14 protein-coding genes and 1 pseudogene are annotated in these 16,037 nt (G+C 54.8%); 12 read left to right on the plus strand and 3 right to left on the minus strand.

Translation table 11 applies throughout. The annotated features are described in order from the left end of the window. Positions 1-90: 90 nt before the first annotated feature. The 4 genes from hpf to prfB all read left to right on the plus strand — a co-directional run bounded on the left by hpf (position 91) and on the right by prfB (position 5,393). Positions 91-645, plus strand: a complete 555-nt coding sequence (gene hpf / locus BA6348_RS05500) for a ribosome hibernation-promoting factor, HPF/YfiA family (RefSeq protein ID WP_005829846.1) — start codon at positions 91-93, stop codon at positions 643-645. Between the two features lie 194 nt (positions 646-839). Further along, positions 840-3,359, plus strand: a complete 2,520-nt coding sequence (secA, locus tag BA6348_RS05505) for a preprotein translocase subunit SecA (protein ID WP_005829848.1) — start codon at positions 840-842, stop codon at positions 3,357-3,359. A gap of 334 nt (positions 3,360-3,693) precedes the next feature. Next, positions 3,694-4,143 carry a hypothetical protein gene (locus BA6348_RS05510; RefSeq protein WP_005829851.1) on the plus strand — a complete coding sequence of 150 codons (450 nt, stop codon included), beginning with the start codon at positions 3,694-3,696 and terminating at the stop codon, positions 4,141-4,143. A gap of 136 nt (positions 4,144-4,279) precedes the next feature. Then, positions 4,280-5,393, plus strand: a protein-coding gene (gene prfB / locus BA6348_RS05515) for a peptide chain release factor 2 (RefSeq protein WP_122952580.1) whose coding sequence is annotated in 2 segments (ribosomal slippage) — positions 4,280-4,360 and positions 4,362-5,393 — 1,113 coding nt in all. Because the reading frame shifts where the segments join, the coding sequence is not laid out codon by codon here. Positions 5,394-5,399: 6 nt separating this feature from the next. On the opposite strand, the gene BA6348_RS27145 is transcribed toward prfB, so the two are convergent. From BA6348_RS27145 to BA6348_RS27155, 3 genes and pseudogenes are all read right to left on the minus strand, one after another. Then, positions 5,400-5,780: an ATP-binding protein gene (locus tag BA6348_RS27145; protein WP_235694634.1), complete on the minus strand. Its 381-nt coding sequence runs from the start codon at positions 5,778-5,780 to the stop codon at positions 5,400-5,402. Between the two features lie 43 nt (positions 5,781-5,823). Then, a pseudogene (locus BA6348_RS27150) lies at positions 5,824-6,204 on the minus strand (histidine kinase dimerization/phospho-acceptor domain-containing protein); the annotation flags it as partial. Between the two features lie 38 nt (positions 6,205-6,242). Beyond that, a complete protein-coding gene (locus BA6348_RS27155; protein ID WP_235694635.1) occupies positions 6,243-6,395 on the minus strand; it encodes a PAS domain S-box protein in 153 nt (50 codons plus the stop codon). A 140-nt stretch (positions 6,396-6,535) separates the two neighbouring features. Here BA6348_RS27155 and BA6348_RS05525 point away from each other — a divergent pair, with 140 nt between their 5' ends. The 8 genes from BA6348_RS05525 to argF all read left to right on the plus strand — a co-directional run bounded on the left by BA6348_RS05525 (position 6,536) and on the right by argF (position 15,954). Further along, positions 6,536-6,805, plus strand: a complete 270-nt coding sequence (locus BA6348_RS05525) for a YciI family protein (RefSeq protein ID WP_005829860.1) — start codon at positions 6,536-6,538, stop codon at positions 6,803-6,805. A gap of 81 nt (positions 6,806-6,886) precedes the next feature. Continuing rightward, a complete protein-coding gene (cccB, locus tag BA6348_RS05530) occupies positions 6,887-7,252 on the plus strand; it encodes a cytochrome c551 (RefSeq protein WP_025844275.1) in 366 nt (121 codons plus the stop codon). A 189-nt stretch (positions 7,253-7,441) separates the two neighbouring features. After that, a complete protein-coding gene (gene argC / locus BA6348_RS05535) occupies positions 7,442-8,482 on the plus strand; it encodes an N-acetyl-gamma-glutamyl-phosphate reductase (RefSeq protein WP_007777988.1) in 1,041 nt (346 codons plus the stop codon). A gap of 13 nt (positions 8,483-8,495) precedes the next feature. Beyond that, entirely contained in the window at positions 8,496-9,296 is an 801-nt protein-coding gene (gene argB, locus BA6348_RS05540) for an acetylglutamate kinase (RefSeq protein ID WP_122952581.1), read from the plus strand. A gap of 13 nt (positions 9,297-9,309) precedes the next feature. Next, entirely contained in the window at positions 9,310-10,491 is a 1,182-nt protein-coding gene (locus BA6348_RS05545; RefSeq protein WP_007777983.1) for an aspartate aminotransferase family protein, read from the plus strand. A 205-nt stretch (positions 10,492-10,696) separates the two neighbouring features. Beyond that, positions 10,697-11,803: a carbamoyl phosphate synthase small subunit gene (locus BA6348_RS05550; RefSeq protein WP_025844280.1), complete on the plus strand. Its 1,107-nt coding sequence runs from the start codon at positions 10,697-10,699 to the stop codon at positions 11,801-11,803. After that, complete coding sequence (gene carB, locus BA6348_RS05555) at positions 11,796-15,038, plus strand: carbamoyl-phosphate synthase (glutamine-hydrolyzing) large subunit (RefSeq protein WP_122952582.1); 3,243 nt, start codon at positions 11,796-11,798, stop codon at positions 15,036-15,038. The genes BA6348_RS05550 and carB overlap by 8 nt, the downstream gene beginning before the upstream one ends. After that, positions 14,983-15,954: an ornithine carbamoyltransferase gene (gene argF, locus BA6348_RS05560; protein ID WP_005829874.1), complete on the plus strand. Its 972-nt coding sequence runs from the start codon at positions 14,983-14,985 to the stop codon at positions 15,952-15,954. Before carB ends, argF begins: the two co-directional genes overlap by 56 nt. Positions 15,955-16,037: the final 83 nt, after the last annotated feature.

Genomic DNA, 16,037 nt, shown 5'->3' on the forward strand with positions numbered 1-16,037 from the left:
AAAAATTTCACTAAGATTTTTTTTAGCTTGGAGCAGGATTAATTACAGGGGTGCCGAATACCTATATATAGACGGAAGGAGGTTGGAACCATGAAATTTAATATTCGTGGAGAAAACATTCAAGTCACCGCAGCACTGAAAGAGTATGTGGAAAAGAAAGTCGGCCGTCTCGAAAAATATTTCGAAACTACGCCTGCAGATGTACAAGTTACCATGCATGTACATCGTGGAGAAGGCACAATCGAGGTAACAATCCCGCTTGCCGGGGTGATTATCCGAGCAGAAGAAACACACGAGGATATGTATGCCGCTATTGACCTGGTGGCAGAAAAGCTGGAGCGTCAAGTTCGCAAGCATAAAACGAAACTGATGCGCAAGCTGCGGGTTGATTCCGCTGCGAAAGTCGGACAGCGCGATAGTCAGCCAGTAGCTGTGATGATACCAGATGTCGATGAGGAAGATGTTGACATTGATATTGTCAGAACGAAGCGTTTTGACCTGAAACCGATGGATGCGCAGGAAGCCGTCATGCAGATGGATATGCTGGGACACAGCTTCTTCGTTTTCCAAAACAGCGATACCAACGACGTCAGCGTGGTGTACCGCCGCAACGACGGACGCTATGGTTTGATTGAACCGAAATAACGAAACTTTACATTTCTTTACTCGTATAAGACTAGGGAGTTGCTTTTGGCAACTCCCTTTACTTGTGTATATGAGCTTCTATTTGTTAAAATAGCTTTTTAGAAAGTATTATTTTCGTAGAATCGGTATCCTTTTTTCTGGCGCGCCAGGTGGTGCGATATTTTTGTCCGGAAGCATATGGAAGGGGTGTCCTCATGTTAGGACTCGTTAAAAAGATATTTGGCGACAGCAATGAACGTGAAGTGAAAAAGATGTTTAAGCGCGTGGAAGCGATCAACGCGCTCGAACCAAGCATAGCAGCGCTTTCCGACGAGCAACTGCGGGAGAAGACCGCAGAGTTCAAAGCCCGGCTGGCCCAGGGGGAGCAGTTGGACAAAATTTTGAACGAAGCATTTGCCGTTGTGCGCGAAGCATCGAAGCGGGTTTTGGGCATGCGCCACTTCGATGTCCAGTTGATTGGCGGTATGGTGTTGCAGGAAGGCCGCATTGCCGAGATGAAAACCGGTGAGGGGAAAACCTTGGTGGCTACCTTGGCGACCTACCTCAACGCTCTACTTGGCAAAGGCGTTCACGTCGTAACAGTGAACGAATACTTGGCAGAGCGCGACTCGCGGATCATGGGCCAACTGTACAACTTCCTCGGTCTGACAGTCGGCCTGAACAAAAACGGACTGAGCCCGGAAGAAAAGCGGGCCGCTTATGCTTGTGACATTACGTATGGTACGAACAACGAGTTCGGCTTTGACTATTTGCGCGACAACATGGTTCTGTACAAGGAACAGATGGTGCAGCGCCCGCTCTTTTTCGCCATCATCGACGAGGTGGACAGCATCCTGATCGACGAGGCGCGGACGCCGCTGATTATTTCCGGATCGGCAAACAAATCGACAGAGCTCTACTACATCTGCTCGCACTTTGTGAAGCGGCTGGAGCCGGAAAAAGACTTTACGATTGACGAAAAGCTGAAGATCGTCAACCTGACAGACGAAGGTGTGGGCAAGGTCGAGAAAGCTTTCAACATCGACAACCTGTACGATACGGCACACATCACCTTGAACCACCACATTACAGCGGCATTGAAAGCCCAGGTCCTGTTCAAGCGCGACGTAGACTACGTGGTGCAAGAGGGCGAGGTTGTGATCGTCGACGAGTTCACGGGCCGTCTGATGGTGGGACGCCGGTACAGCGACGGTTTGCATCAGGCGATTGAAGCCAAGGAAGGTCTGCGCGTGCAGAGCGAGAGCATGACGCTCGCTACGATCACCTTGCAAAACTACTTCCGTATGTATGAAAAGCTTGCCGGTATGACCGGGACGGCGAAAACAGAGGAAGAAGAGTTCAAAAAGATTTACGGTCTGGACGTTGTCGTCATTCCAACGAACAAGCCGGTCATTCGCCAAGACTTGCCGGACCTGGTTTTCAAAACCGAAGCTGCCAAGTACCGTGCGGTTGTGAACGACATCGTCGAACGTCATAAAAAAGGCCAGCCGATTCTCGTCGGTACGATTTCCATTGAAAACTCGGAGCGGCTGTCGCACATGCTGAAGCAAAAAGGCGTTCCGCACAGCGTGTTGAATGCGAAGCATCACGAGCGCGAGGCGGAAATCGTCGCGCGCGCAGGTCAATACGGTGCGGTGACGATTGCTACCAACATGGCCGGTCGCGGTACGGACATCCAGTTGGGCGAAGGCGTAGCGGAATTGGGCGGCCTGCACATTATCGGTACAGAGCGTCACGAGAGCCGCCGGATCGACAACCAGTTGCGCGGTCGTGCCGGGCGTCAAGGGGACCCGGGTTCCTCCCAGTTCTTCCTGTCGATGCAGGATGAGCTGATGCGCCGCTTTGGTGCCGACAATATCATGAACATGATGGATCGTCTGGGCATGGAAGAAGACATGCCGATCGAGAGCCGTCTGGTTACCCGTGCGGTAGAATCTGCGCAAAAACGTGTCGAAGGAGCCAACTTCGATGCACGGAAAGGCGTACTCCAGTACGACGACGTGATGAACCAGCAGCGCCTCGTCGTTTACAAACAGCGCAAAGACATCCTGGAGCAAGAAAACCTCAGCGATGTTGCGCTCAACATGATTTACAGCGTGCTGGAGCGTGCTGTCGAGCAGCATTGCCCAAAAGAAGAGGTACCGGAGGATTGGGACCTGCAAGCATTGGCCGATGCGGCGAACAACGGCTTCCTGCACGATGAAACCATTACCGTCTCCATGCTGAAAGGCAAGGAAGCAGAGGAAATCGTCGAGTTGCTGAAAGCCGAAGTCGTCAAACAGTACAAAGAGCGCGAAGCTCAAATCGGCGAGATGATGCGCGAGTTCGAAAAAGTGGTCATTCTGCGCGCTGTCGACAGCAAATGGATGGATCACATCGACGCGATGGATCAACTGCGCCAAGGGATTCACCTGCGTGCTTACGCGCAAAACGATCCGCTGCGCGAGTACCAGTTCGAAGGCTACGAGATGTATCAAGCGATGCTGGCTTCCGTACAGGAAGAGGTGGCCATGTACATCATGAAGGCCGAAGTGAGCCAAAACCTGGAGCGCCAGGATGTCATCCGCGGCCAGGGCATCGACCCGAACCAACTGCAGACGTCAGGCCCATCCGACCGTCCGGACCCTGAGACGTCTGGCGATGCCGACCCGAAAAACCGCGCGCAGCGCCGTGCCCAGGAGCAGGAGCGCCGTCGCCAAAACAAAAAACAGTAAGGCATAGCCTACATTAGCCAGCAATCAAAGCATTCCTCTGCACAGCGGCCATTTCGCTGCGGGAGGGATGCTTTTTCTTTTCCAATCGACAGCAGATGCTCCGTTGCAGCGCGGTTGCGCCGTTTGTGTAGACCTGCCCAAGAGATTTTCTTACTGTTTCCTGACGCCTAGACAGTATTCGTCCCGATCTGTTCTTCCTCGTCTGTTATGGTCGGTCTATTTGTCTAACACTGGTAAAAGTCATCGAACGATTCAGGTGGAAATGTTCGGAAAAATCCATAGAATCATAAGTACAACACTTTTTACCAAATACACGGGGACGGGGGAATGAACAATGAAAGCGTCAGTCAACGTGATGGGCATACAAACCAAAAACATGATGGAGAGAATCGGGAAGACATTGAAAGCTGTACTGAAAGCGGCAGCGGAGCATAAAAAAGTAAAATGGATTACCAAAGAAGAAAGAGGGGAGGAGCCTAAAGTATTCACAGCCGAAGACCCTGTCTTCTATGAAGAACGACTGAAAACGGAGATACCGGAGCCGAACTGGACGCCAGGCGTGCTGATCTCGCCGAAAGGCATGCTGGATCAGCCGCAGCAAAGTCCGGCGGCTGCAGGGGAGCGGAGGCTCAGGCAAGCGCGAATGAAGCAAAACATCCGCAAGCGTGAGGCGCGGATTCGCCAGTCGCATCTGTCCGTGGTTGCGGCGCCGCAGACGGAGAGCAAACAACCACATGAAATCCGAGACTTGAGATCCTCGCCATCACCGCCAATGGCTACATAGGCGCTACATAGGCAGGACAGATGCCAGGCAAGCGGCGAATCACGCTTTTTACGCACGGCAGGTTGCCAGGTTTGCGGATCTGGCGAATTACGTTACAATAAACTTAGCTTACGTAAAGAGAAGGTGACTCGCAAAAATGGCATTGATCGATATTGCGGACGTCAAACAAGAGATGTCCAGTATGGCTAAACGTTTAGCGGATATCAGGGGGTCTCTTTGACCTCCCTGTAAAACAGGAGCGGATCGGCGAGCTGGAAGAGCGCATGCTGGCTCCGGACTTCTGGGATGACAACGAGGCTGCGCAGAAAACAATCAGCGAGCTGAACGCCATCAAAAGTCTCGTCGAAACGATGAGCAAGCTGGATTCCCAGTACGAAGACCTCCAGTTGATGCTGGAGCTGGTCATCGAAGAAGGTGACTCGTCGTTCATCCAGGACTTGTATGACAGTACCCAGGAGCTGAAAAAGTCGTTTGAACGCTTCGAGCTGGAGCTGCTTTTGAGCGATCAGTACGACAAAAACAATGCGATTCTTGAGCTGCATCCGGGAGCGGGTGGAACCGAATCACAGGACTGGGCTTCCATGCTCTTGCGAATGTACACACGATGGGGGGATGCCAAAGGCTTTAAAGTCGAGACCTTGGACTATTTGCCCGGGGATGAAGCAGGCGTAAAAAGCGTGACCCTCCTGATTAAAGGGTACAACGCCTACGGATATCTGAAATCGGAAAAAGGCGTGCACCGCCTCGTGCGCATTTCTCCATTCGACGCGTCCGGGCGCCGTCATACATCTTTTGTATCATGCAACGTTCTCCCCGAAATCGAGGACGACAATGCCGTAGACATCCGCACGGAAGACCTCAAGATCGACACCTACCGTTCCAGCGGTGCGGGTGGTCAGCATATCAACACGACCGACTCCGCTGTCCGGATTACCCACTTGCCGACGGGCATTGTGGTTACATGCCAAACCGAGCGCTCGCAAATTAAAAACCGGGAGCGAGCCATGAAAATGCTGACGGCTCGGCTGTTCGAGAAAAAGCGGGAGGAACAGGAAAAAACATTGGCTGCCATCCAGGGTGAACAAAAAGATATCGCCTGGGGAAGCCAAATCCGTTCCTACGTCTTCCACCCGTACAGTCTGGTGAAGGATCACCGGACCAACATGGAGGTAGGAAACGTTCAGGCAGTGATGGATGGCGAGATCGACGTCTTCATCGACGCGTATCTGCGCGCGCAGATCAAACGCTAGAGCTGTTTACAGCCCCTCTCTGCTGCAAGGCTTTTGCTTTTGCAAAGAAATGACGACCGTCGTGCCCTCGCCAAGCTCGCTCGTGATGTCGAGCGAGCCGCCGTGGTCGCGAATGATTTTGGTGCTAACCAATAGCCCCAGACCTGTTCCGGTTTCTTTTGTACTGTAAAATAGCTCTCCCAATCGCGGAAGCAGCTCCTCGGGTATCCCGTCGCCTTGATCGGATACCCGAATGAGGACGTTCTGATCGTTCTCGACTACCGCGATCGTGAGAATCCCACCTGACGGCATGGCTTCCATGCCGTTTTTTATGATGTTGATAAACACTTGCTTGATCTGGTATTCCTCGCAGGAAATAAGCGAAGTAGCCGTGGGAAATTCGTTCAATTTCGGAAAGCATAATTTGCAAGTAATGACGGTTGGTAATCGGCTCGCTCTCCATGAGCTGGAGAAACCCTTTCAGCGAGGTGAGCGGATTGCGGATTTCATGCGCGATCCCTGCCGCCAGCTCGCCAAGGGCGGAGAGCTTGTCCGAGTAGCGCAGCAGCTCCTCGGAATGGCGCCGTTCTATAATGTCGCGGGCGACGATCACTGTATTTTTCACTTCGCCATCTGCTCCGATGTCGAGCGTTCCTTTGAACTCGAACAGAAGCATGCGGCCGTCCGGGTGAGGGTAGATGTATTCAGCGTCCAAAGGTGTTTTTTCCACAATCATCTGCAAAAAGTCACGTCTGGCAGCCTCTCTCTGCTCAGGCTGAATCAGGATGGAAAAATGCCGGAGCAAAATATGAGAGGCTGGCAAGCCGAGCACGGATTGGATCGAGGGCGAAGCGTATGTAATGTGGCCGTTCAGATCATGCGCAACAGCTCGGAAGCTGCATAGCCCAGTAATTGCTCGGCTGCGGCGTTGACGCCAGTAAGGTTGCCATGCATGTCGATAATGTAAACAGCATCGGGGTTATTCTGGAAGAGAGAAGTGTATAACTGCAACTGCGTACCCATACGTGACCCACCTTTCTGTCGCTTCTTGCTTCATTTCAAACGTTCGCTGTAGATCGGAAAAATCCTACCTGTGCCAAAGTCCCGATTGGCAAATATGTTATACTGCAAACAAATACGCAAAATAAGGAGAGGACGCACACATGTTGTATGTCGCTTTGTTGCCGATTGTCGATCAGGAATTGAACGCGAAAATCAGACCGGCTCATTTAGAGTATATCAACGATTTGTACAAGCAAGATAAAGTGTTTATGGCAGGGCCGTTCACGGACAAGCAGGGAGGCATGGTCATCTACAAGGCCGCGTCCCTGGAGGAAGCGCGCAAGCTGGCGGAAGGCGATCCGGTTGTGGTGGAAGGCGCACGGACACTGGAACTGCGGGAGTGGAATCCGCTTGAGCTGCCCTTGACCTAAAATTCGCAGGGCCACAGGAATGAATAGCCCGCTGCGGAGGCATACTGAGCGAAGAATTTCTACAACAAGGAGGGAACCGCTTTGAAACGCATCCCACTGTTTACGGTTGCGGCTGTACTCGCATTCTCGCTCAGCGCCTGTGGCGGCGGCAATCAGCAGACCCAGCCCCCTGCTGAAAAATCGGCTACGGAGACACCTTCGACAACCGCTCCATCTGGCAGCTATGACGCGGCTACGGCAGAGGCGTTGTTTAAAAACACCTGTGCAGGCTGTCATGGACAATCGCTGGAAGGTGCTGTCGGGCCGAATTTGCAAAAAATTGGCGGCCAACTGAGCAAGGAGCAGATTTTGGAAGTGCTGAATAACGGAAAAGGTTCGATGCCGCCTGGCCTGGTAAAAGGGACAGACGCGGAAAACATCGCTGCTTGGCTGGCCGACAAAAAATAAAGGTGAGTTGGACAAAAGACGCTCGGGTATGGAACCCGGCGTTTTTTTGTATAAAAGGGCCCCTTGCTAGCGACTTCCCGCTTTGCCAAATGAAGCAGAAACAGATTTGCTAGTTGTATTCCGTTTGAATTTTTATTATTATTCATGTATAAAAATACAAACGAATGATGGGAAGAAGGGGAGAGGTGCATGGTTCGGGTCGGAATCGTTGGGGCAACCGGGTACGGCGGTGCGGAGTTGATCCGTCTGCTGGCTGGCCACCCTCAGGTTGAAATAGCGAATGTTTATTCAAGTTCAGCAGATGGAGAGGGGCTGGAGAAAACCTTTCCTCACGTAGCGGGACTGGGACTGCCAAAGCTTTTGCCGATTGACGCTGACAGCATGAGCGCCGCAAATGATCTGATTTTTCTCGCGACGCCTGCTGGCGTAAGTGCCGGGTTGTCTCCGCAACTGGTAGCAAACGGCGTGAAGGTCATTGATCTGTCCGGCGATTTTCGCCTGGAAAAAGGCGAGGTGTACAAGGCGTGGTACAAAAAAGAGCCTGCGCCCGCCAACTTTGTCGAACAGGCGGTTTACGGCCTGACGGAATGGAATCAGGAGCAGGTGGCAGGCGCCAGCCTCATTGCCAATCCGGGCTGCTATCCGACAGCGACCTTGCTTGCCTTGATCCCTTTGCTGAAAAGCGGATGGGTGCAACCGAACAGTTGGATCGTCGACGCCAAGTCGGGCGTGTCCGGAGCGGGACGCGGCGTATCGCTTGGCGTGCATTACAGCGAAATCAATGAAAGCATTCACGCATACAAGGTGGGAAGCCATCAGCATACGCCAGAGATTGAGCAGGAGTTGCAAAAGCAGAGCGGCGTGGAGACGGTCGTCCAGTTTACGCCGCATCTGGTGCCGATGACGCGCGGGATTTTGGTCACTGCTTACGGACAGTTGTCCGCAGAGGTGACGCAGGCGCAAATTCAGGAGCTGTATGAAGCGACTTATGCCGACAAGCCGTTTGTCCGTGTGCGCCCAGCCGGAAGCCATCCGCATACAAAAGAGGTTTACGGTTCGAATTACTGCGACATTGCGATTCATGTGGATCAGCGCACTGGCCGCGTTGTTTTGCTGTCGGTGATCGACAACATGATGAAGGGCGCAGCAGGCCAAGCTGTGCAAAACATGAACGTCATGTACGGACTGCCCGAGAAAACGGGGCTGCCGCTCGTTCCGGTATATCCGTAGAGGAGGAGAAGCGATGCAGGGGATAGTAGTCATCAAGTGCGGCGGAAGCACGATGGATCAGTTGCCGGATTCTTTTTTTCAGGCGATCGCGAAGCTGCAGCAGGAAGGCAGGCAGATCGTCATCGTGCACGGAGGCGGACCGGCGATTAACGGCATGCTCGACCGCGTTCAGATTACTCCGCAGTTTGTCGACGGGCTGCGCGTGACTTGCGAGGATACGCTGCGCGTCGTGGAAATGGTTTTGTGCGGCAGCATCAACAAGGTGCTGGTGAGACGGCTGACGCAGGCAGGCGCCAAGGCATGGGGCGTGAGCGGAATTGACGGTCAGACGCTGATCGCGCAGAAAACGGCGAAGCCGCTTGGCTGGGTAGGGGAAATTACGAAAGCAAATACGGCGATACCGCAAGCGATTCTGGCGCAAGGCTACGTCCCGGTGATCGCGCCGCTTTCCATTAGCGAGGATGGGGCGAATACGTACAACATCAATGCCGATGTGGCCGCAGGAGCGATTGCAGCGGCGCTCGCGGCGGAAAAGCTCATCATGGTCACGGACGTTCCCGGCATTCTGCGCCCGCAAGCAGACGGCACGAAGGCAGTCGTTGCGCAAACGAGCGCAGAGGAGATTCAGGACATGATCCAGTCCGAGATCATCACGGGCGGAATGATTCCGAAGGTTCAGGCAGCGCTGGACGCGCTCGGCCAGGGAGTGGACCAGGTGGTCATTTGCCGGGGGACGGCCGAGGATCTGCTCGGCGTGTGCACAGGGGAAGCAGTCGGAACGACCGTCAGAATGAACGTGAATCACGCGAACTAAGGAGGGAATGGACATGAGTACAGTGACAGCGCCTATGCATGTGATGAATAACTATGCGAGATGGCCGATCAGTCTGGTAAAAGGCCAAGGAAATCAGGTGTGGGACGACCAGGGGAAACAGTATCTCGATTTTACTTCAGGGATTGCGGTGACGTCTTTGGGGCATGTCCCGCCAAAAGTGACAGCCAAGCTGCACGAACAGCTCGATACGCTGTGGCACTGCTCCAACCTGGTGCACATTCCGCAGCAGGAGATTTTGGCGGAAAAGCTGAGCCGCTTGTCCGGGCTCGATCAGGCGTTTTTTTGCAACAGCGGGGCGGAAGCCAATGAGGGCCTGATTAAGCTGGCCCGACGCTACGCGCAAAAGGTGAAAGGAGAGGACCGCTTCGAAGTCATCACGTTCGAGCAGTCTTTTCACGGACGGACGCTGGCGACATTGACGGCGACCGGGCAGGAAAAGGTCAAGGATGGCTTCGCGCCGTTGCCGCCGGGCTTTGTCACCGTGCCGTACAACGATCTCGCAGCAGTCAAGTCGGCGATTACAGACAAGACGTGCGCGATCATGCTGGAGCTGGTTCAGGGCGAGGGCGGCGTGCATCCGGCAGAGGAAGCGTGGGTCAAAGCGCTGCGCGACTTGTGCGACGAGCACGGCTTGCTGCTTTTGGTGGACGAAATTCAGACAGGGATTGGCCGCACCGGCACGTGGTTCGCTTTTCAGCAATACGGGGTGAAGCCGGACGCGATCTCGCTGGCAAAAGGATTGGGCAGCGGGTTCCCGATTGGCGCTGTAGTCGCCACGAAGGAAGTGGCCGCAGCCTTTGCGCCAGGGACGCACGGAACGACGTTTGGCGGCAATCCTTTGGCAGCGACCGCGGGAATCGCTACCTTGGCGACAATGGAAGAGGAGCAGATTTTGCAGCAGGTCGCCCATATTCACGACGTGCTGATGCAGGAGCTGGAAAAGCTGCATGCTGAGCATCCCGACAAGGTCGTCGCGGTTCGGGGCAAAGGACTTCTTCTGGGCGTGGAGCTGACGATTCCGGCAGGCGACGTGGTTGCTTATGCACGGGAAAAAGGCGTGATTCTGCTCACGGCTGGTCCGCAAGTAGTGCGCCTGCTGCCATCCTTCGTCACGACGGATGAAGAAGTAAAGCAGGCAATGGCCGTGTTCGGCGAAGCGTTGGCCCAGGCGTAACGGCAAATATTCCATGATTTGTGAAAATGCAACGAGTCCGGAAAGTCAAAAAACTCGTTGCATTTTTATAATGTTGAATGTATATTAATACAAAGAGTTGCATAAATTCTCGGTATGAACGGCATGAACGTGAATGACTTATTCACCTAAACAGATGCGCCAAATGGCGTTGGCTCTTGCCTATTGGAGAGGAGTGGCTTCATAGATGGATAGAGATAAGCAATCGCTGGGAACGGGCTACCTCACGCTGGAGAGCGGGGAGGTATTTGCAGGGCAGCTTTACGGAGCGCCTATTAACGGTTTCGGCGAAGTGGTTTTTCATACAGGCATGACCGGCTATCAGGAAGTAATGACAGACCCTTCCTTTGCAGGTCAGATCGTGACTTTTACTTATCCGTTGATCGGGAACTACGGAATCAACGAAAACGACTACGAGGCGGCAAAGCCGGCTCTGACGGGGATGATCGTCAGCGAGCTGTGCACAGAGCCGAGTCACTACGAATCGACGAAAACATTGGCCCAGGCGGCGGAAGACTTTGGCTTCCCGATTTTGGCCGGAATCGACACCCGAACCATTACGAAGCGAGTTCGCCAAAATGGTCCGGTTTTCGGGGTGATTTCCGATCAGCCTATGCAGGCGGCGGAGGTTGCGTCACTGCGCTACAAGCACGCGAAAAAATCGCTGGTAGCGAATGTATCCACCCAACAGATCGAGCGTTACCCGGGAACCGGGGAGCATGTCGTCCTGGTCGACCTCGGGATGAAAAAATCGATTCTGGATGCGCTTTTGGAGCTGGGCTGCCGTGTGACCGTCGTGCCGTTCGACACTTCTTTTGCGCAAATTAACGCGCTCGCACCGGACGGCCTGCTGTTTTCCAACGGCCCTGGCGACCCGGAGCACCTGCTGGCGTATTGCAGCGAATGGCGAAAAGCGGTTGAGCAGTACCCGACTTTGGGTATCTGTCTGGGACATCAGGTGCTGGCGCTGATGTACGGCGGCAAAACAGAAAAGCTGGCGTACGGTCACCGCGGCAGCAATCACCCGGTGAAAGACCTGGTGACAGGCAAGGTGTACATGACCTCGCAAAACCACGGGTACGTCGTCAAGGAAGAGTCTTTGGACAAACGGCAGCTCGCCGTCTCGTACCGCAATGTAAACGACGGCTCTGTCGAAGGGCTGCGCCATGTGAGCCTGCCCGTTTTCAGCGTGCAGTACCACCCGGAGGCACATCCCGGACCGAGCGATACTTCCCATATATTCCACCAATTCTTGCAATCGATGCGTGTAGTAGGAGCGAAGAGATATGCCTAAATTGCCACACATTCATAAAGTTCTGGTGATCGGCTCCGGCCCGATCGTCATCGGCCAGGCGGCAGAATTTGACTACGCCGGAGCGCAGGCTTGCCTTTCGCTGAAGGAAGCGGGCGTGCAGGTCGTACTGGTGAACAATAACCCGGCGACGATCATGACAGATGAGCAGGTTGCAGACAAAGTTTATCTGGAGCCGCTCACGGTCGAATCCGTGACGGCGATTATCGCCAAAGAGCGTCCCGACGGACTTTTGCCCACGCTTGGCGGGCAGACGGGGCTGAATCTTGCGGTTGCTCTGGCAGAGGCAGGCGTGCTGGAAGCGTACAACGTTCAACTGCTGGGCACGCCGCTTGCTGCCATTCAAAACGGGGAAGACCGTGAGCTGTTCAAGCAGTTGATGCAGCAAATCGGCGAGCCTGTTCCCGAGAGCGATACCGTGGAATCAGTCGAGGCGGCTATCCAGTTCGCCAACACCATCGGCTATCCCGTCATCGTCCGTCCTGCTTACACGCTGGGCGGCGCAGGCGGCGGTATCGCCGAAGACGAGGCAGCCTTGCGCAAGGTCGCGGCAGGCGGAATTGCGGCCAGCCCCATCGGGCAAGTCCTGATCGAGCGCAGCGTAAAAGGCTGGAAAGAGATCGAATACGAAGTCATGCGGGATGCGAACGACACCTGCATCATCGTCTGCAATATGGAAAATCTCGATCCTGTAGGCATTCACACGGGAGACAGCATCGTCGTCGCGCCGTCGCAGACGCTGACAGACCGCCAGTATCAAATGCTGCGCAGCGCCTCGACAAAAGTGATTCGCTCGCTCGGTGTCGTCGGCGGCTGCAACATTCAGTTTGCGCTCGATCCGCACTCAGATCGCTACGTGCTGATCGAAGTCAATCCGCGGGTGAGCCGCTCCAGCGCGTTGGCTTCCAAGGCGACCGGCTATCCGATCGCGCGGATTGCGGCCAAGCTGGCATTGGGCTACGGGCTGGACGAGGTCATCAACCCGATTACAGGCTACACCTACGCCAGCTTTGAGCCGGCTCTGGACTATATCGTGGTGAAAATTCCACGCTTCCCGTTTGACAAATTCCCGCATGCCGATCGCAGGCTGGGCACGCAAATGAAGGCGACAGGCGAAGTCATGTCGATTGCCCGCAATCTGGAAGCGGGACTGTTGAAAGCCGTTCGCTCACTGGAGCAGGGCTGCACGCACCTGTCCCGTCCGGAGCTTGCTTCCTGGACGCGCGAGCAGCTTGCGCAGTCGTTGCAGGACGCTACCGACATCCGCCTGTTCGTTTTTGCCGAAGCGATCCGCAAAGGCTTCACAGAAGCAGAGCTGCACAGCCTGACAGGCGTCGATCCGTTTTTCCTGCGCAGCTTGCGCAAAATCGTCGATCTGGAAGCGGAGCTGTCCGCACACGACAGCAGCACGCTATCCAGAGAGCTGCTGCTTGCCGCAAAGCGCAGCGGCTTTGCGGATGAAACGATTGCTTCGCTGGTGGGAACCACTCCGCTTGCCATCAAAAAACAGCGCGAGCAAGCAGGCATCACGCCAACTTACAAAATTGTCGATACGTGCGCAGCCGAATTTGATGCGCAGACTCCATACTACTACTCGGATTGGCAAGGAGTAGACGAAGTAGAGACGCTGGCCGGGCGAAAAGTGCTCGTGCTCGGCTCCGGGCCAATCCGCATCGGGCAAGGAATCGAGTTTGACTACTGCTCCGTGCATGCCGCCAAAGCGCTGCAAGCAAGCGGAATCGCGGCCATCGTGGTGAACAACAACCCGGAAACGGTGAGTACGGACTACGAAACAGCCGACCACCTTTATTTTGAACCGCTGCATGTAGAAGACGTGCTGCATGTCGCCGAGCGCGAACAGGTAGAGGGCGTCATGGTCCAGTTTGGCGGACAGACGGCGATCAATCTGGCGGCAAAGCTGGAGCAGGCCGGACTGAAGGTCATGGGCACGACGCTGACCGCGATTGAGCGGGCAGAGGACCGCGAGCTGTTTTACGCGATGCTGCGCAAGCTGAACATCCCGCATATCCCGGGCAAAGGCGTATCGTCCCTGGAAGATGCGACAGCGATAGCGGAGGAAATCGGCTTCCCGGTTCTGATGCGGCCTTCCTACGTCATCGGCGGGCAAGGCATGGTAGTCGTACACAACATCGAGGAGCTGACAGCGACGATCAACGACTGGCTCCACCACCCGCAGAGCGAAGCGTTTTTCCCGCTTCTCGTGGACAAATACGTCCCGGGCCGGGAAGCAGAGGTCGATGCGGTCTGCGACGGGCAGTCTGTCATTATCCCGGGCATTTTCCAGCACGTGGAGAAAGCGGGCATTCACTCTGGCGACAGCGTGGCGCTGTTCCCGGCTCCGGCGCTGTCGGATGAGATCAAGCACAAAATTGCCAGCTACACAGAAGCGATCGCACGGGAAATGGAAGCGGTCGGCCTAATCAACATTCAGTTTGTCATCGACACCGATACCGTCTATGTGCTGGAGGTTAACCCGCGCGCATCGCGGACAGTGCCGATCACGAGCAAAGTGACGGGCATCCCGATGGTCCAGTTGGCTGTGCGCGCCCAGTTGGGGGAAAAGCTGGCGGACATGGGGTACGGAACCGGGCTGCTGCCTGAGATTCCTTTTGCAGTCGTCAAAGCTCCTGTCTTCTCGACCATCAAGCTGAACGGCGTCGACCCGGTACTCGGACCGGAAATGAAGTCGACCGGAGAAGTGCTCGGACTTGGACGGACGTTTGAGGAAGCGGCCGGAAAAGCGTTTGCCTTCAAAGACAACCTGTACGGCGACTGGAAAAACGGTCAGCTTGTCATGATCTCCCTGGCGGATGCGGACAAGAAGGAAGAGATCGGCCAACTGATCGGGCAGCTTCAGGCAGATGGTGCTACTCTCGCAGCGACGGCGGGCACGGCCAGTTGGTTGGCAGCATCCGGCGTTGCGGTCAAGCATGTCGTGGAAGATGAAGCAGCCTGGAACCAATTGCTGCAAAAAGAGCAGGCAGCCTTTGCGCTGGTCACCGCAACAAAAGGAAATCAACAGGGCAGAAGAGGGTTTGCCTTGCGCAGCCGGATGGTGCAGCAAGGAATCCCGCTGTTCTGTGCAACGGATACATTCTCGTTATATGTGAAGTCCATTATGATGAAAAGAGGTGGCTCTCATGCAGCCAGTGAAGATATTGGAACACTTTCAAAACTTGCCCCTGCAAAAGCATAAAGGAAAAGATTTTCTGCGTGTCGACGAATTTAACGGCGACGAACTGATGGAGTTGCTCCATCTCGCCGCTCACATCAAGCAATTGCAAAAGCTGGGACAGCCGTTCCAGCCTTTGCAGGGCAAGACGCTGGGAATGATTTTTGACAAGGCGTCGACGCGCACGCGCGTCTCCTTCGAAGTAGGGATGCACCAGCTCGGCGGGCTTGGCATGTTCATGAGCGGAAAAGAGCTGCAACTGGGCCGCGGAGAGCCGATCAGCGACACGGCAAAGGTGCTGTCCCGCTACGTGGACGCGATCATGATCCGCACGTTCTCCCACTCTTATGTGGAAGAGCTGGCCGAGCACGCCTCCATCCCGATCATCAACGGCCTGACCGACCTGTACCATCCATGTCAGGCTTTGGCTGACATGCTGACCATCTGGGAGCACAAAGGCAAGCTCAAAGGCGTCAAGCTCGCCTACGTGGGCGACGGGAACAACGTAGCCAACTCGCTCGTTCTCGCTGCCGTTTTGCTCGGCCTGGAAGTGCGTGTGGCGACGCCTGTCGGCTATGAGATGGATGCTGCCATCGTGGCAAAAGCTGTCGAGTACGCGAAAAAGAGCGGCGGAAAAATGATGGTGACGCATGATCCAAAAGAAGCAGTCGCGGGGGCCGACGCTGTTTACACAGATGTTTGGACCAGCATGGGCTTCGAGGAGGAAAACGAAGTGCGCCTGAAAGCATTCGCGAATTACCAGGTAAACGAGCAACTGGTGGCACAGGCAGACCGCAACTACCTTTTCCTGCACTGCCTGCCGGCGCATCGCGGCGAGGAAGTGACCGCAGGCGTCATCGACGGACCAAGCTCCGTCATTTTCGATCAGGCTGAAAATCGCTTGCATGCCCAGAAGGCGATTCTGGCAGCGCTGGTATGAACAAGGTTCTAGTCAAATAGAACTAACCGGAATTAAATCCAATAGACTATGAAACTGTGATTGCCGAATTTTGTCACTTATGT

Source organism: Brevibacillus agri, assembly GCF_004117055.1.
Lineage (GTDB): Bacteria > Bacillota > Bacilli > Brevibacillales > Brevibacillaceae > Brevibacillus > Brevibacillus agri.